Genomic DNA, 15663 nt, shown 5'->3' with positions numbered 1-15663 from the left:
TCAGGAACCCAGCCCGCCAAAGGAGGTCTGTGTTTGCATGTATTACGGTGAACGCTTCAACGCCTGGACCCACCTGGTCGGTGCCGTCCTGGCCTGCATAGGTGCCATCTGGCTGATCGTCGTCGCGGGCCTGCAGGGCGACCCCTGGAAGATCGTCAGTTTCTCCATCTACGGCGGCACGCTGCTGCTGCTGTACAGCATCTCCACCCTCTACCACAGCACGCGCGGGCGGGCGAAGGTGATCATGCGCAAGCTCGATCACCTGTCGATCTACCTGCTGATCGCCGGCAGCTATACGCCATTCTGCCTGGTCAGCTTGCGTGGGCCTTGGGGCTGGAGCCTGTTCGGGGTGGTGTGGGGGCTGGCGGTAATCGGCATGCTGCAGGAGATCAAGCCCCGCTCCGAGGCGCGGGTGCTGTCCATCATAATCTATGCGGTGATGGGCTGGATCGTCCTGGTGGCGGTCGACCCGCTACTGCGCAGCCTCGGCACCGCCGGCTTCGCCTGGCTGGCGGCCGGCGGCGTGTTCTACACGGTGGGCATCATCTTCTTTGCCTTCGACAGCCGTTTTCGACACTGGCACGGCATCTGGCACCTGTTCGTGATCGCCGGCAGTGTGATGCACTTCATTGCCGTGTCGTTCTACGTGCGCTAGGCGCTGGGTTAAAAGTCGCCCCACAACTGCTGTGCCACCGACAACGCCACCACTGGCGCGGTTTCGGTGCGCAGCACGCGTGGGCCGAGGCGGGCGGCGTGGAAGCCGGCGGCCTTGGCCTGGTCGACTTCGGCGTCGTTCAGGCCACCTTCAGGGCCAATCAAGAAGGCCAGGCGTGACGGCGTGGCGTGGCTGGTCAGCGGTTCGGCCACGGGGTGCAGCACCAGTTTCAGGTCGGCCTCGGTGTGCTTGACCCATTCGGCCAGTGTCACCGGCGAGTGAATCACCGGCACGCTCGACCGGCCGCACTGTTCGCACGCACTGATGGCCACCTGGCGCCAGTGGGCCAGGCGTTTGTCGGCGCGTTCGTCTTTCAGGCGGACTTCACAGCGTTCGCTGACGATCGGGGTAATTTCATTGGCGCCCAGTTCGGTGGCTTTCTGGATCGCCCAATCCATCCGTTCGCCACGGGACAAGCCCTGGCCGAGGTGGATGTGCAGCGGCGATTCGGCCTGGCCGGCAAGGGTCTGGTCCAGTGCTACGCGCACGGTTTTCTTGCCGACTTCGAGCAATTGGCCGCGAAACTCCTGGCCGCTGCCGTCGAACAGTTGCACGGCATCGCCCGGGGCCATGCGCAGCACGCGGCCGATGTAATGGGCCTGGGCCTCGGGCAAGTCATGCTCGCCAAGGCTCAGGGGAGCGTCGATGAAGAAGCGGGACAGTCTCATGGTTAAGCTCAGGAAGTGAAGAAGTCATCGACCCTTGTAGGAGCGGCCTTGCGTCGCGAAAGGGGCGCGCAGCGGCCCCAGGTTCTGTGGCGCAACAAATATCGCCGGGGCCGCTGCGCGCCCCTTTCGCGACGCAAGGCCGCTCCTACCAGGGAATGCGTGGTGTTGGGTTAGCCCGGGTCGCGGAAATCGGGGTGGAAGTTGGCCGGCACCGCCACGCTGACGCTGTCTCGCGTGGCGATGTCGATGCCTTCACTGGCCACCTCGGCAAGGAAGTCGATCTGCTCGGGCGTGATCACGTACGGCGGCAGGAAGTACACCACGCTGCCCAGCGGGCGCAGCAAGGCGCCACGGGTCAGGGCGTGCTCGAAGACCTTCAAGCCACGGCGTTCCTGCCAGGGGTAGGCGACCTTGCCAGCTTTGTCCTGGACCATCTCGATGGCCAGGGCCATGCCGGTCTGGCGGATCTCGGCCACATGCGGGTGATCGGCCAGGTGCGCGGTGGCCGTGGCCATGCGTGCGGCCAGGGGCTTGTTGGCCTCGATCACGTTGTCCTGCGCGAAAATATCCAGCGTCGCCAGCGCGGCGGCGCACGCCAGCGGGTTGCCGGTGTAGCTGTGCGAGTGGAGGAACGCGCGCAGCGTCGGGTAGTCGTCGTAGAAGGCCTGGTACACGGTGTCGGTGGTCAGGCACGCCGCCAGCGGCAGGTAACCCCCGGTCAGTGCCTTGGACAGGCACAGGAAATCTGGACGGATACCCGCCTGTTCGCAGGCGAACATCGTCCCGGTGCGGCCAAAGCCCACGGCGATTTCGTCGTGGATCAAGTGCACGCCGTAGCGGTCACAGGCTTCGCGCAGCAGCTTGAGGTAGATCGGGTGGTACATGCGCATGCCGCCCGCGCCTTGGATCAGCGGCTCGATGATGACCGCGCTGATGCTGGCGTGGTGTTCGGCCAGGGTCTGCTCCATGGCCTGGAACAGGTTGCGCGAGTGTTCTTCCCAGCTCATGCCGTCGGGGCGCAGGTAGCAATCCGGGCTGGGCACCTTGATGGTATCGAGCAGCAGCGCCTTGTAGGTTTCGGTAAACAGCGGCACGTCGCCCACTGACATCGCGGCAATGGTTTCGCCGTGGTAGCTGTTGGTGAGGGTGACAAAGCGTTTCTTCTCGGGTTTGCCGATGTTCTGCCAGTAATGGAAGCTCATCTTCAGCGCGACTTCGATGCAGGACGAGCCGTTGTCGGCGTAGAACACCCGGTCCAGCCCCGCCGGGGTCATGGCGACCAGGCGTTCGGACAGCTCGATTACCGGCTGGTGGCTGAAGCCGGCCAGGATCACGTGTTCCAGCTGGTCGACCTGGTCCTTGATGCGCTGGTTGATGCGCGGGTTGGCATGGCCAAACACGTTGACCCACCAACTGCTCACGGCGTCCAGGTAGCGTTTGCCTTCGAAGTCTTCCAGCCACACGCCTTCACCGCGCTTGATCGGGATCAGCGGCAACTGCTCGTGGTCTTTCATCTGGGTGCAGGGGTGCCACAGGACCTTAAGGTCACGTTGCATCCACTGATCGTTGAGGCCCATGGGTACTTCTCCTGGCTGCACTGCTGGCTTGGACCGCGTAAGCCTAAGCAAAGCTGCCGGGCAGGACAACCGCTGCTCATCAATGACGCTGGGTGCCGGTCCATTCGAGCTTGCGAATATGTACGGTGCCGGCCTGCGAGGTGGAAATGGTCAGACGCCGGAAAGGCCCGTCGATGACCTGGTGATAGGGTTGTGTGGAGATGGGGCCGGGCATCAGGTCAGTAAAACCGCTGCCTTCGATCGTGATCCAGTAGAAGTTGCGTGGCGCGGGAGCAGCCAGGTCGTAATCGTGGCCTTCGGCATCGAACAGCATGTGCAGGTCGTCACAAAGGAAGTCGCTGACCACGTAGTACTCCAGTCGCAAGCATTCGACCTCTTGGGCGAAGGTGATATCCACATCGCTGTTTTCGCCAATTACCAGTTCCGTGCCATCGTCGCCCCTGTACGCTTCGTGAAAGCCCGTCCAGGATGTGCTGTTGGCGCGAATACTGAGGCCAGATGCCGTGCACAAGGTTTGTTTGTGCCAGAGAAATTGCCGTGCGACGTGAGTGAAACACTCCTCGAAGATCATCTGCAGGCCCTCCTGGCGGGCGCTTGGCCATTCGCGTCAGCATTACCTGCCGTGGTGCGAGCTGGCTACTGACAAAAATGTCAGTTGCCAAAAGGACTTGATGTCGCTGTGGTGGCAGGGTTGGCAGACCTGACGTATTCTTAACGCATCTGTCTCGGGGCATTTCTGCCTCCCTTTTTTTCTGAAACGTCTGACTCGGAGTTCGCCAACATGGCTGCTGCTTGGGTGCGCCTGTGCGCGTTGGTATTGATCGGTGTGTCCAGCGGCGCCGCGCTGGCGAAGGACAAAACGCCCACGGCCATCGTCGTGGGTGGCGGCCTGGCGGGCCTTACCGCAGCCTACGAGCTGCAGAGCAAGGGCTGGCAGGTGACGCTGCTGGAAGCCAAGTCGGGCATGGGCGGCCGCTCGGGCCTGGCGACCAGCGAGTGGATCGGCAATGCCAAGGCGCAGCCGGTGCTCAACCAGTACCTCGACCGTTTCAAGCTTGAAACACTGCCTGCGCCGGAGTTCGTGCGCACGCCGGGTTACCTGATCGACGGTGAATACTTCAGTGCCACCGACCTGGCCACCAAGCAGCCCGCCACCGCCGAGGCGCTCAAGCGCTATGAGAAAACCCTCGATGACCTGGCCCGGTCGATCGACGACCCGCTGAACCCCCAGGCGACCAGCACATTGTTCGCGCTCGACCAGATCAACGTTTCCACCTGGCTCGACAAGCTGCAACTGCCAGCCACCGCGCGTCAGCTGGTCAACCAGCAGATCCGTAGCCGCTACGATGAGCCGTCACGCCTGTCGCTGCTGTACTTCGCCCAGCAGAATCGCGTGTATCGGGGTGTCAGTGACCGTGACCTGCGCGCCGCGCGCCTGCCCGGTGGCAGCCCGGTACTGGCTCAGGCTTTTGTCAAACAGCTGAAGACTATCAAGACCAGCTCGCCGGTCACCGCCATCGTCCAGGACAAGGACGGCGTCACGGTCAAGGTGGGCAGCGTGGGCTACCAGGCCGATTACCTGGTCATGGCTGTGCCCCTGCGCGCCCTGGCCAAGATCCAGATGACCCCGGGCCTGGACAACCAGCACCTGGCGGCGATCAAGGGCACCAACTATGGCTGGCGCGACCAGCTGATGCTCAAGTTCAAGAAGCCGGTGTGGGAAAGCCGGGCGCGCATGTCTGGCGAAATCTTCAGCAACGCCGGCCTGGGCATGCTGTGGATCGAACCGGCACTCAAAGGCGGCGCCAACGTGGTGATCAACCTGTCCGGCGACAACGCCCGCCTGTTGCAGGCGTTCGGTGACAAGCAGATGGTCGACCAGGTGCTGATCCGCCTGCACGCGTTTTATCCACAGGCCCGGGGCTCGTTCACCGGCTACGAGGTCAAGCGCTACAGCACCGACGCCGGTATGGGCGGCGCCTACCTGGCCTATGGCCCGGGGCAGATCAGCAAGTACTGGCGCCTGTGGGAGCGCCCGGTGCAGCGCATCACCTTTGCCGGCGAGCATACCGACGCCCTCTACCCTGGCACCCTGGAAGGCGCTCTGCGCAGCGGCCAACGTGCGGCCAGCCAGGCACAGGACCTGTTGGCCGGCAAGTCATTCGACCCCGCCAAGGCTGTGCCGGTTGCGGCCGCAGCCGCAGCAGGTGCTGCTGCGGCCAAGGACAAGGGCGGGTTCTTCTCGAACATGTTCGGTGGCGGGTCCGGCAAGACCGACAAGTCTGAAAAAGCCCCCGCCAAGGCCGAGCCGCTGAAAGATGAGGCCAAGCAGGACAAGCCAGGGTTCTTCTCGCGCCTGTTTGGCGGGGCTGACAAGCCCGAGGTGAAAGCCGAGCCGCTTGCCAAGGCCGACGAAGTGGCACCGGCGCCTGCTGCGCCAACCCCCGTTGCACCGGCAGTTGAGGCCAAGCAAGAGGCGGCCAAGCCTGCTGCCGCCAAGCCCGCCGCAACCAAGGTAACCCCTGCCAAGCATGCGCCAGCACACAAGCCGGCGGCAAAACAGGCGCACAAGCCTGTCGAGGCTAAAAAGGCCACGGCAAAATCGGCGCCGGCCAAGAAGCCAGTGGCCGATACCCAGGCCAAGGCAGGCTGACCTCCTCCCAGTGCCGGCTCAAGGGCCGGCACTGGCGGCCCGCGTTAATCCAACTATCGTTAATGTTTCCTTAATGGGAAGCTTACACAATACATATCGGATTTCTCGATAATCCGAAGCAATTTTTTCCGCTTTTATTCGATACGTTACGCGTTAGTCTGTGCACAGCTTTCACGGGGAAACACGCCAACATGCAACTGCGCAATTCACCTTCTCGCTACGGCGTGGTCAGCATCATCCTGCACTGGGGTGTAGCGCTGGCAGTCTTCGGCCTATTCGGCCTGGGGCTGTGGATGGTCGGTCTGGACTACTACGACCCTTGGCGCAAAGCTGGCCCGGACTTGCACAAAAGCATCGGCCTGATGCTGCTGGGTGTGATGCTGCTGCGTCTGATCTGGCGTTTCATCAGCCCGCCACCGCCGGCGCCGGCCAACCACGGGGCACTCACCCGCGTGGCCGCCAAACTGGGCCATCTGGCACTGTACGTGGGGCTGTTCGCGGTGATGATCGCCGGTTACCTGATCTCCACCGCCGACGGCGTCGGTATTCCGGTATTCGGTCTGTTCGAAGTACCGGCACTGGTCAGCGACCTGCCCGATCAGGCGGACCTGGCTGGTGTGATTCATCTTTGGCTGGCCTGGGGCCTGGTGATTTTTGCCGTGCTTCATGGCCTGGCCGCATTGAAACACCATTTCATCGACCGTGACGCGACCCTGACCCGTATGCTGGGCCGCAAAGCTTGACTCTCAACCTCAATTGCAAGGAATAGAAAGGATGTTGAAAAAGACTTTTGCCGCTCTGGCGCTCGGTACTGCACTGTTCTCCGCTGGCGCCATGGCCGCCGAGTACAAGATCGACAAGGAAGGCCAGCACGCGTTCGTCGACTGGAAGATCAGCCACCTGGGCTACAGCTTCATCCACGGTACTTTCAAGGACTTCGACGGCAACTTCACTTGGGACAGCGCCAAGCCTGAAGCGAGCAAGATCAGCGTCGACGTGAAGACTGCCAGCCTGTGGTCCAACCACGCCGAGCGTGACAAGCACATCGCCAGCAAAGACTTCCTCGATGTGGGCAAGTTTGCAGACGCCAAGTTTGTTTCCACTGCCGTCAAATCGACCGGTGACAAGACCGCTGACGTGACCGGTGACCTGACCCTGCACGGCGTGACCAAGCCGGTCACCTTCAAAGCCACCTTCAACGGTGAAGGCAAGGACCCATGGGGTGGCGAGCGTGCTGGCTTCAACGCCACCACGACGCTGAACCTGAATGACTTTGGCATCAAGGGGCCAGGCGCGACTTCGCAGACCGTGGACCTGGATATCAGCCTTGAAGGCGTGAAGCAGAAGTAATGTGTTGTAGCTGAAAAAGCTGGGGCCGCTGTGCGGCCCTTTCGCGACACGAGGCCGCTCCTACACAGAGCGGCCTTTTGCCGTGAAAGGGCCGCGCAGCGGCCCCAGCTTTTTACGATCAGCGGTTGCGAGTCAGCAGCGCCGGGCGCTCGCCACGTGGGCGGCTTGGCAGATCGTCCAGTTGCTCAGGCGTCGGGTAACGGTCGAGCTTGGATTCCTTGCGGATGATCACCGGCTGGTTCTGCGGCTCACGCGAGCTGCGTACTGCAGGTTCCTGACGGGCAGCATCATCGCGAGCCGGGCGACCGCGGCCACCGCCACCGCCATCACGGCGTGCACCGCCACCGTTGTTGTTGCGCGGCGGGCGCTTCTCGCCGCTGGTGCTGCGTGGCTGGGCGCCATTGCGAGCTTGGCCACCGCCACCACCGTTGCTGCGCTGGGCAGCACCTTGGCTTTGGCCTGCGCCAGTACCAGCGCCACCACCACCACCAGGACGACGGTTACGCCCCTGGTTCTTGCCCTGGTACGGGCTGACGTAGTCGGCGCGGTTGCCGAAGTTGTCGACTTCGTCATCCAGGAACTCATCCGGCGCACGGTCAGATGGCGCTTTGGGTGTGCTGTTCTGGCTGGCTTGCTGCTGGCGTGGCTTGTTGTCACGCGGCTTGCGCTGCTGCGGCTTGTCGCCGGACCTTTCCTTCTCGGCAGGCTTGTCGGCAGCGGGCTGCTTGGCCTTGCCTTTATCCTTGCCTTTGTCCTTGCGGCCACCGTTGGCGTCTTTGCCGCCTTCGCCGCGTGGCTGGTTGCGACCGCCACGGCCGGTGTTCTGCGGGCGTTCGCGTACTTCAGGCTTCTCGGCTTCCACCTGGCTTGCATCAAAGCCCATCAGGTCGCCATCGGCAATCTTCTGCTTGGTGACCCGCTCGATGCTCTTGAGCAGCTTCTCTTCGTCTGGCGAGACCAGGGAAATAGCCTCACCCGAACGGCCTGCACGGCCAGTACGGCCGATACGGTGCACGTAATCTTCTTCGACATTGGGCAGCTCGAAGTTGACCACGTGGGGCAACTGATCAATGTCCAGGCCGCGGGCGGCGATGTCGGTGGCAACCAGCACCCGTACGGCATTGGCCTTGAAGTCGGCCAGGGCTTTGGTGCGAGCGTTCTGGCTCTTGTTGCCGTGGATGGCGGCGGCGGTCAGGCCGTGCTTTTCCAGGTACTCGGCCAGGCGGTTGGCGCCGTGCTTGGTACGGGTGAACACCAATACCTGTTCCCAGGCACCCAGGGTGATCAGGTGTGCCAGCAGTGCACGCTTGTGGCTGGCGGGCAGGCGGTAGATACGCTGCTCGATGCGTTCGACCGTGGTGTTGGGCGGCGTGACTTCGATGCGCTCCGGGTTGTGCAGGAGCTTGTCGGCCAGGTCGGTGATGTCTTTGGAGAAGGTGGCCGAGAACAGCAGGTTCTGGCGCTTGGTCGGCAGTCGGGCGAGGACCTTCTTGACGTCGTGGATGAAGCCCATGTCGAGCATGCGGTCGGCTTCATCGAGGACCAAAATTTCTACATGGGACAGGTCAACCTTGCCTTGACCGGCCAGGTCGAGCAGGCGACCAGGGCACGCCACCAGGACGTCGACACCTTTGGCGATGGCCTGGATCTGCGGGTTCATGCCGACACCGCCGAAGATGCAGGCGCTGACCAGTGGCAGGTCACGAGCATAGACCTTGAAGCTGTCATGCACCTGGGCCGCCAGTTCGCGGGTCGGGGTCAGGACCAATACGCGGGGCTGGCGTGGGCCATGGCGCTGCGACTTGTCGGGGTGGCCACCGGGGAACAGGCGCTCGAGGATCGGCAAGGCAAAACCGCCGGTTTTACCAGTACCTGTCTGTGCGGCGACCATCAGATCGCGGCCTTGCAACACGGCGGGAACAGCCCGCTGTTGCACCGGAGTCGGCTGGGTATAGCCCGCAGCCTCGATAGCGCGGACAAGAGCCTCGGAGAGACCGAGGGAAGCAAAGGACATGGGCGATCCTGTTCTCGTGTGGGCTGGGCCCGTTGGGATGTTCTGCCTGGCGCGACGGGCATCGGTGAGATGCGATCGCGTCCGGTCCAGCTTGGCTTTCACTGCACATCCAGGAAGCGGAGGGCTGACGCGGTAGGGCGTCGATGCCGATCGGGATGCCTGTTGCTAGGCCGAGCGTCCGGGCGTAAGCCTGGCGGGAAGGCCCGAGTATAACAGAGCTATCGCGGCGTGCTGCTTTCCTGCTGCTCAACGGCGTTGAGAATGTTTCCGATGTCGCCTGTGTAACGGTTGTTGATGGCGGCATAGGCGGGTTCTTGCTTGAAGCGCTGCAATTCTTCAGCGAACGCCTGGGCCAATGCTTCGCGCCCAGGTTTACGGGTCAGCCCCAGGTACTGCGTCTGTCGGCTGATCAGCAGCGGCAGTTCTTCGACCTGCTGTTCCAGGCCCAGTTGACGCATCAGGTAGCGGCCAACCCTGCGGTCGGTAATCAGCAGATCGATACGGCCAAGCATCAACTTGCCGAAGTTGGCTTCATGGGTGGGGGCTGCTTCGCGTCGGAAACGGGGCGAGTCGTTGAAGGCCGCGCCGTAGATATAGCCGGGCGATGTGCCTACGCTGAGGCCAGCGAGGTCATTCAGGCCGGTCACTGCGTGCCGACGGCTGCGGGCCTGAAACAGCACGAACTCGACATCCGACATGGGCTCCGACGGGTAGATCAGAAAAGGCCTGCGCGCGTCGATCTGAAAGATATCGACAATACCGTCCGCCAGCCCTTGCTCGATCATCGCCAGGCAGCGCTTCCAGGGCAGAAATTGCCATTCCACCTCTACACCCAAGCGCTTGAAGACCTGGGTGGTGACCTCGTAATCGATACCTCGGGGCTGGCCTTTCTGCTGGTAGACATATGGCGCCCAGTCGTCGGACACCAGGCGCAAGCGTTCGGCCAGGGCCAACGGGCTCAGGCAGGCGAGCAGCAGGATCCAGAAGAGGCGGATGATGGCGGACATGGGCCGCAGATTACGCGCTCGGCCTGCTCAAGGCCAGTAAGAGGAGGCTGTTCAGGCCTGCGCCGAGCTTAACAGGTGCGCTTCGATATCCTTGCGCCGCGCCCCCAGCGACAGGCGCAAGCCCGGGTGGCGCAGACACTGGCGCAACTGCTCGGGCTCGATGCGGCCGTGGCGCGCATTGAAGTTTTCCAAGGCTTTGTCCCACCAGGCCGATGCACAGGCGCGGTCGAATTCATTGGGGTAGGGGTAGCTGCCGTAAAGCAATTCGCGGGCAAACTGCCGCTCGTTTCGGGGCAGGGTCAGGCTCAGTGCCTTGTAGCCCAAACGGTGCAGGGTTGGCGGCCGTGGCAGTTGATCGTTGACCCGTGCGACATCGGCCAGCGCCGCCTCGCAAAGCGGCGCATCGCCGTGCTTGCGTAGCCAGGCCTGGATCTTGGCGCGAAACTGGGCTTTGCGGCTCCAGTAGTGGTGAATGACGTCGGTGCATTCGGCCACCTTCAGCCTGCGGTAGGCCGCCACCGCCAGGCAGAACTCCTCCAGGGTGTAAGCCTCGCGGGCCAGTGGGTAGAACTCGTCCATCATGGCGATGGAGTGGTCCAGGGTCGGCGCGTCTTCGGCGCTGAGCCCGATCACGCCAGAGTTGATCAGCGGCATCTGGCAATCGGCCAGGCCTCGGCTCTGGAGAACGGCCAGCAGGTTCTTGTACAGCAGGCACTTCTGGTTGGCGCCGTAGCGGCCACCGATGGCGTTGCACAGCAGTTGGCCGGGCTTGACGCGCTCGAACAGGCGCATCGGCGATTGCCGGAAGAAGGTGTCGGTATCGATCAGTATGGCCAGTGGGTGCTGCTCGAGTACCTGGCGGAGCAGCACGTGCTTGCTGCGAAAGTGATAACCGTGGGGCGCATTCCACGCTGTGCGCGTGGCTTCGTCGAGCAGATGCACCGTGACTGGCAGCTTGGCATACGGCGCTGGGTTGTCGGTGTAGACCTGGATGTCCAGGGCCTCGTCTGCCGACCGGCCCAGGTGGGCAAGGGCACTGACGATGCTGAAGCAGGCTTCCTGATGGTAGGTGGCCGGGCCGAAAGCCAGGTAGACGAGCTGAGGGCGCGATGGCTGGGGATGCTGCATGTCAGGCAAGACCTGTTTAACCCGAAAATAAATAAGGCCTTAGTCTATGACCAAAGCCTTAATCATTTCTTAAGCAGATATTGCCAAGAAGTTTCAGCGAGGCAGCTTCAGGTTGTTCCAGATCGCGAGGCTCGCTTCGGCCTGGTTCAACGTATAGAAGTGCAGGCCCGGTGCGCCGCCTTGCAGCAGCTGTTCGCACATGCGGGTGATCACTTCTTCGCCGAATGCCTGGATACTGGCGGTGTCGTCGGCATAGGCTTCCAGTTGCTTGCGGATCCAGCGCGGGATCTCGGCGCCACAGGCGTCGGAGAAGCGTGCCAGCTTGCTGTAGTTGGTGATCGGCATGATGCCGGGCACCACCGGGATCTCGACGCCCAGTTTCTGCGCACGCTCGACAAAGTAGAAATAGCTGTCGGCGTTGAAGAAATACTGGGTGATGGCGCTGTCGGCACCGGCTTTGACCTTGTGCACGAAGTTGGCAAGGTCGATCTCGAAGTTACGCGCCTGCGGGTGCATCTCGGGGTAGGCGGCCACTTCCAGGTGGAAGTGATCACCGGTTTCCTGGCGGATGAACTCGACCAGGTCGCTGGCATAGCGCAGCTCGCCGCTGGCCATGCCCATGCCCGAGGGCAGGTCGCCGCGCAGGGCGACGATACGCTTGATGCCCGCTGCCTTATATTCGGCCAGCAGGCTGCGCAGCTCTTCTTTGCTATCGCCAACGCACGACAGGTGCGGCGCTGCAGGTACCTTCACTTCACTTTCCAGCTGCAGCACGGTGTTCAGCGTGCGGTCGCGAGTAGAGCCGCCGGCACCGTAGGTGCAGGAGAAGAAGTCCGGGTTGTAGGTGGCCAGCTGGCGGGCAACGCCCATCAGCTTTTCGTGACCGGCATCGGTCTTGGTCGGGAAGAATTCGAAGCTGTAGCGGCGTTCTTGTGACATCACTCTTTCCTCAAGCAGCAAGCTGCTAGCGGCAAGCTGCAAGTAAAAGCCAGATCGGTGATGGCCGATCTGGCTTGGCATCGTTCAAGATCGTTAGTGCATGAACCACAAGCGACAGCGGCACGGGGCGCCTTTTCTTGCCGCTTGCAGCTTCAAGCTTGCCGCTTATCAGTAGCGGTAGGCGTGCGGCTTGAACGGGCCTTCGACAGTCACACCGATGTATTCGGCTTGCTGCGCGGTCAGTTTGGTGACGACGCCGCCGAAGCCGCGGACCATTTCCAGGGCCACTTCTTCGTCGAGTTTCTTGGGCAGCACTTCAACGGTCAGGCGCTCGGCTTTCTTCTCGGCCGACAGGTCGGCGTACTTCTGCTCGAACAGGAAGATCTGGGCCAGCACCTGGTTGGCGAACGAACCGTCCATGATGCGGCTTGGGTGACCGGTGGCGTTACCCAGGTTCACCAGGCGGCCTTCGGCCAGCAGGATCAGGTAGTCGTCGTTTTGCGGGTCGAAATCGCCAGCGCCGGTACGGTGAATCTTGTGTACCTGCGGCTTGACCTCTTCCCAGGCCCAGTGCTTGCGCATGAAGGCGGTGTCGATCTCGTTGTCGAAGTGGCCGATGTTGCACACCACGGCGCGCTTTTTCAGGGCCTTGAGCATGTTGGCGTCGCAGACGTTGACGTTACCGGTGGTGGTGACGATCAGGTCGATCTTGCCCAGCAGGGCCTTGTCGATGCTGGCTTCGCTGCCATCGTTGATGCCGTCGATGAACGGCGAGACCAGCTCGAAGCCGTCCATGCATGCCTGCATGGCGCAGATCGGGTCGACTTCGGTGACCTTGACGATCATGCCTTCCTGACGCAGGGACTGGGCCGAGCCCTTGCCCACGTCACCGTAGCCGATCACCAGGGCTTGCTTGCCCGACAGCAGGTGGTCGGTGCCGCGCTTGATGGCGTCGTTCAAGCTGTGACGGCAGCCGTACTTGTTGTCGTTCTTGCTCTTGGTGACCGAGTCGTTGACGTTGATCGCCGGGACTTTCAGCTCGCCCTTGGCCAGCATGTCCAGCAGGCGGTGCACGCCGGTGGTGGTTTCTTCTGTCACACCGTGGACGCGGTCCAGCACGGCCGGGTATTTCTTGTGCAGCAGCTCGGTCAGGTCGCCGCCGTCGTCGAGGATCATGTTGGCGTCCCATGGCTGGCCATCCTTGAGGATGGTCTGCTCCAGGCACCACTCGTACTCTTCCTCGGTTTCACCTTTCCAGGCGAACACAGGGATACCGGCGGCGGCGATGGAGGCAGCGGCCTGGTCCTGGGTGGAGAAGATGTTGCAGGACGACCAGCGCACCTCGGCACCCAGGGCAACCAGGGTTTCGATCAGCACGGCGGTCTGAATGGTCATGTGGATGCAGCCCAGGATCTTCGCGCCCTTGAGCGGTTGCTCGGCGAGATACTTACGGCGCAGGCCCATCAGTGCAGGCATTTCCGATTCGGCGATGATGGTTTCGCGACGGCCCCAGGCGGCCAGGGAGATGTCAGCGACTTTGAAATCGGTAAAACCAGCAGGCGTGTTTACAGCGCTCATGAGAGCCTCCATTCGTAGTGTGCGAATGGGCGCCGTTGTGCGTTGAGCGTCCGCAGAAGCGGACAACGCCCCATCCGAGCCTGACAGGCCTAGCCTGCTGCAGCGCCCCTCGGACAGGTGGCGGGCATGGCCCCGCGGCGGGTGGCCATGTAAAACGGCACAGATTATAGCCGTGACCGGGACCTTCGCCCAAGGTTTTCTGTCGATTAATCGAGACGATAGTCGATGTTCAATGGAGCGGTGACGGCGGCTCTGCCATCATGAGTACACGTTAGCCAAGCAGGTCAGGAGTACAGATGAACTTTCACACCCGCAAATGGGTAAAACCCGAAGACCTCAACCCCAATGGCACCCTGTTCGGTGGCAGCCTGTTGCGCTGGATCGACGAGGAGGCGGCCATCTACGCCATCGTTCAGCTGGGCAACCAGCGTGTGGTGACCAAGTACATGTCGGAGATCAACTTCGTCAGTGCATCGCGCCAGGGCGACATCATCGAGCTGGGTATTACCGCAACCGAGTTTGGCCGTACCTCGATCACCCTCAAGTGCGAGGTGCGTAACAAGATCACCCGCAAGAGCATCCTGACGGTCGACAAGATGGTCTTCGTCAACTTGGGTGAAGATGGCCAGCCAGCGGCGCATGGGCGGACCGAGATCAAGTACGTGCAGGACCAGTTCCCGGATTCTGCGGTGGAGTGAAAACCCGGGGGCCGCAAAGCGGCCCCGTGGTTTTTCAGGGTTGGGCGCTGACCTTGCGCACCACGCGGCCAATGCTCAGCCCCTGCACCAGGATCGACGACAGCACCACGATATAGGTGATCGACAGCAGCAGGTCACGCTCTTCGCCCAGCGGCAGCGACAGCGCCAGGGCCACCGAAACCCCACCGCGCAAACCACCCCAGGTCAGCACCCGCACAGTGCCTTTGGGGACCGGGCGCCAGCGCCGCAGCAGCACGATTGCCGGGGCCACGGTCAACAGCCGCGACAGCAGTACCGCCAACGCCAGCACGCTACCGGCCGCCAGGTGCATCCAGTTGAACGGCAGCAGCAGAAGCTCCAGGCCGATCAGCGCGAACAGCAAGGCGTTGAGCATGTCATCGATCAACTCCCAGAAACCGTCCATGTAACGACGGGTCATATCGTTCATCGCCAGGTTGCGCCCCATGTTGCCGATGATCAGGCCGGCCACCACCATGGCGATCGGCGCCGAGACGTGCAGCTCGTAGCACATCGCCGAGCCACCGATGACCAGTGCCAGGGTCAGCATGACCTCGACTTGGTACTGTTCGATGCTCTTGATCATGCGGTAGGTGGCGTAGCCGATCAGGCCGCCGAATACCACGCCGCCAATGGCCTCACGGGCGAACAGCACCGCCGTGTCGTAGGCACTGGGGGTTTCGCCCAGCTGGATGATGCCCAGCAGCACGGTGAATACCACGACTGCGGTGCCATCGTTGAATAGCGATTCGCCGACGATGGTGGTTTTCAGTGGCTTGGATGCATTGGCGGTACGCAATGCGCCGAGCACGGCAATCGGGTCGGTGGGCGAAATCAGCGCGCCGAACAGCAGGCAATAGATCAGCGGCACCTGCCAGCCGAACATCGCGAACACCCAATGCGACAGGTAGCCGATGACCACGGTTGCGATCAGCACGCCGATAGTGGCCAGCAGGCCGATCGGCCAGCGATAGCTGCGCAGGTCCGAGAGGTTGACGTGCAAGGCGCCGGCGAACAGCAGGAACGCCAGCATCCAGTGCATCAGCAAATCGTTGAAGTCGATCTGGTTCATCAGGCCTTCGACGCGTTCTTCCAGGCCAGGGAAGCCGATCAGGCTCAGGCCCTGCAGCATCAGGGAGAACAATAACGCGGTGACCATCACGCCAATGGCGGGTGGCAGGCCGATGAAGCGGTAGTTGACGTAGGTGAGGAGGGTGGTGAGGCAGATAAACGCGGCAACTAATTCAAGCATCCCGAATCCTGTAACAGTGGCTTCCAAGTCGTACCCGAATGGCTCGGGCAGTTCTTTGATGACCTG

The 15663-nt window shown here is 62.3% G+C and carries 14 protein-coding genes and 1 riboswitch; of the genes, 5 read left to right on the top strand and 9 right to left on the bottom strand.

What is annotated here, in order from left to right; all coding sequences use genetic code 11:
- Positions 1–37 precede the first annotated feature (37 nt).
- Positions 38–655, top strand: coding sequence for a PAQR family membrane homeostasis protein TrhA (gene trhA / locus PC358_RS19360; protein WP_033701906.1), 618 nt, complete (start codon positions 38–40; stop codon positions 653–655).
- Positions 656–663: 8 nt separating this feature from the next.
- Here the strand turns inward: trhA and PC358_RS19355 are convergent, their stop codons facing one another.
- From PC358_RS19355 to PC358_RS19345, 3 genes are all read right to left on the bottom strand, one after another.
- Positions 664–1383 carry a 16S rRNA (uracil(1498)-N(3))-methyltransferase gene (locus PC358_RS19355; protein ID WP_033701905.1) on the bottom strand — a complete coding sequence of 240 codons (720 nt, stop codon included), beginning with the start codon at positions 1381–1383 and terminating at the stop codon, positions 664–666.
- A gap of 170 nt (positions 1384–1553) precedes the next feature.
- A complete protein-coding gene (locus PC358_RS19350) occupies positions 1554–2960 on the bottom strand; it encodes an adenosylmethionine--8-amino-7-oxononanoate transaminase (protein WP_033701904.1) in 1407 nt (468 codons plus the stop codon).
- Positions 2961–3039: 79 nt separating this feature from the next.
- Positions 3040–3531, bottom strand: coding sequence for a hypothetical protein (locus PC358_RS19345; RefSeq protein ID WP_033701903.1), 492 nt, complete (start codon positions 3529–3531; stop codon positions 3040–3042).
- A gap of 210 nt (positions 3532–3741) precedes the next feature.
- On the opposite strand from PC358_RS19345, the gene PC358_RS19340 reads away from it, so the two are divergent.
- The 3 genes from PC358_RS19340 (at position 3742) to PC358_RS19330 (ending at position 6963) form a co-directional block, all read left to right on the top strand.
- Positions 3742–5613 carry a flavin monoamine oxidase family protein gene (locus PC358_RS19340; RefSeq protein ID WP_033701902.1) on the top strand — a complete coding sequence of 624 codons (1872 nt, stop codon included), beginning with the start codon at positions 3742–3744 and terminating at the stop codon, positions 5611–5613.
- Positions 5614–5804: 191 nt separating this feature from the next.
- Positions 5805–6356: a cytochrome b gene (locus tag PC358_RS19335; protein ID WP_033701901.1), complete on the top strand. Its 552-nt coding sequence runs from the start codon at positions 5805–5807 to the stop codon at positions 6354–6356.
- A gap of 31 nt (positions 6357–6387) precedes the next feature.
- Entirely contained in the window at positions 6388–6963 is a 576-nt protein-coding gene (locus PC358_RS19330; RefSeq protein WP_033701900.1) for a YceI family protein, read from the top strand.
- A 118-nt stretch (positions 6964–7081) separates the two neighbouring features.
- On the opposite strand, the gene PC358_RS19325 is transcribed toward PC358_RS19330, so the two are convergent.
- From PC358_RS19325 to ahcY, 5 genes are all read right to left on the bottom strand, one after another.
- Positions 7082–8977, bottom strand: coding sequence for an RNA helicase RhlE2 (locus PC358_RS19325; RefSeq protein ID WP_033701899.1), 1896 nt, complete (start codon positions 8975–8977; stop codon positions 7082–7084).
- A 218-nt stretch (positions 8978–9195) separates the two neighbouring features.
- Entirely contained in the window at positions 9196–9984 is a 789-nt protein-coding gene (locus tag PC358_RS19320; RefSeq protein WP_033701898.1) for a substrate-binding periplasmic protein, read from the bottom strand.
- Positions 9985–10035: 51 nt separating this feature from the next.
- A complete protein-coding gene (locus PC358_RS19315) occupies positions 10036–11112 on the bottom strand; it encodes a hypothetical protein (RefSeq protein ID WP_033701897.1) in 1077 nt (358 codons plus the stop codon).
- 93 nt (positions 11113–11205) lie between these two features.
- Positions 11206–12051: a methylenetetrahydrofolate reductase [NAD(P)H] gene (gene metF / locus PC358_RS19310; protein WP_033701896.1), complete on the bottom strand. Its 846-nt coding sequence runs from the start codon at positions 12049–12051 to the stop codon at positions 11206–11208.
- Between the two features lie 168 nt (positions 12052–12219).
- Complete coding sequence (gene ahcY / locus PC358_RS19305; protein WP_033701894.1) at positions 12220–13629, bottom strand: adenosylhomocysteinase; 1410 nt, start codon at positions 13627–13629, stop codon at positions 12220–12222.
- Positions 13630–13649: 20 nt separating this feature from the next.
- Positions 13650–13746: riboswitch (S-adenosyl-L-homocysteine riboswitch) on the bottom strand.
- Positions 13747–13925: 179 nt separating this feature from the next.
- Between ahcY and PC358_RS19300 the strand changes: the two genes are divergently transcribed.
- Positions 13926–14327, top strand: coding sequence for an acyl-CoA thioesterase (locus PC358_RS19300; RefSeq protein ID WP_012312432.1), 402 nt, complete (start codon positions 13926–13928; stop codon positions 14325–14327).
- Between the two features lie 34 nt (positions 14328–14361).
- On the opposite strand, the gene PC358_RS19295 is transcribed toward PC358_RS19300, so the two are convergent.
- On the bottom strand, positions 14362–15597 hold the full coding sequence (locus PC358_RS19295; RefSeq protein WP_033701893.1) for a cation:proton antiporter: 1236 nt from the start codon (positions 15595–15597) through the stop codon (positions 14362–14364).
- Positions 15598–15663: the final 66 nt, after the last annotated feature.

This window comes from Pseudomonas capeferrum, from assembly GCF_000731675.1.
Lineage (GTDB): Bacteria > Pseudomonadota > Gammaproteobacteria > Pseudomonadales > Pseudomonadaceae > Aquipseudomonas > Aquipseudomonas capeferrum.
Note: the sequence above shows the minus strand (reverse complement) of the source record. Positions and strands in the feature narration are given on the sequence as shown.

What these genes read in the sequence shown, in the direction of transcription:
- trhA (WP_033701906.1), top strand. Translation starts at nt 38, where the DNA reads ATGTATTACGGTGAACGCTTCAACGCCTGGACCCACCTGGTCGGTGCC.
- PC358_RS19355 (WP_033701905.1), bottom strand. Translation starts at nt 1,383, where the DNA reads ATGAGACTGTCCCGCTTCTTCATCGACGCTCCCCTGAGCCTTGGCGAG.
- PC358_RS19350 (WP_033701904.1), bottom strand. Translation starts at nt 2,960, where the DNA reads ATGGGCCTCAACGATCAGTGGATGCAACGTGACCTTAAGGTCCTGTGG.
- PC358_RS19345 (WP_033701903.1), bottom strand. Translation starts at nt 3,531, where the DNA reads ATGATCTTCGAGGAGTGTTTCACTCACGTCGCACGGCAATTTCTCTGG.
- PC358_RS19340 (WP_033701902.1), top strand. Translation starts at nt 3,742, where the DNA reads ATGGCTGCTGCTTGGGTGCGCCTGTGCGCGTTGGTATTGATCGGTGTG.
- PC358_RS19335 (WP_033701901.1), top strand. Translation starts at nt 5,805, where the DNA reads ATGCAACTGCGCAATTCACCTTCTCGCTACGGCGTGGTCAGCATCATC.
- PC358_RS19330 (WP_033701900.1), top strand. Translation starts at nt 6,388, where the DNA reads ATGTTGAAAAAGACTTTTGCCGCTCTGGCGCTCGGTACTGCACTGTTC.
- PC358_RS19325 (WP_033701899.1), bottom strand. Translation starts at nt 8,977, where the DNA reads ATGTCCTTTGCTTCCCTCGGTCTCTCCGAGGCTCTTGTCCGCGCTATC.
- PC358_RS19320 (WP_033701898.1), bottom strand. Translation starts at nt 9,984, where the DNA reads ATGTCCGCCATCATCCGCCTCTTCTGGATCCTGCTGCTCGCCTGCCTG.
- PC358_RS19315 (WP_033701897.1), bottom strand. Translation starts at nt 11,112, where the DNA reads ATGCAGCATCCCCAGCCATCGCGCCCTCAGCTCGTCTACCTGGCTTTC.
- metF (WP_033701896.1), bottom strand. Translation starts at nt 12,051, where the DNA reads ATGTCACAAGAACGCCGCTACAGCTTCGAATTCTTCCCGACCAAGACC.
- ahcY (WP_033701894.1), bottom strand. Translation starts at nt 13,629, where the DNA reads ATGAGCGCTGTAAACACGCCTGCTGGTTTTACCGATTTCAAAGTCGCT.
- PC358_RS19300 (WP_012312432.1), top strand. Translation starts at nt 13,926, where the DNA reads ATGAACTTTCACACCCGCAAATGGGTAAAACCCGAAGACCTCAACCCC.
- PC358_RS19295 (WP_033701893.1), bottom strand. Translation starts at nt 15,597, where the DNA reads ATGCTTGAATTAGTTGCCGCGTTTATCTGCCTCACCACCCTCCTCACC.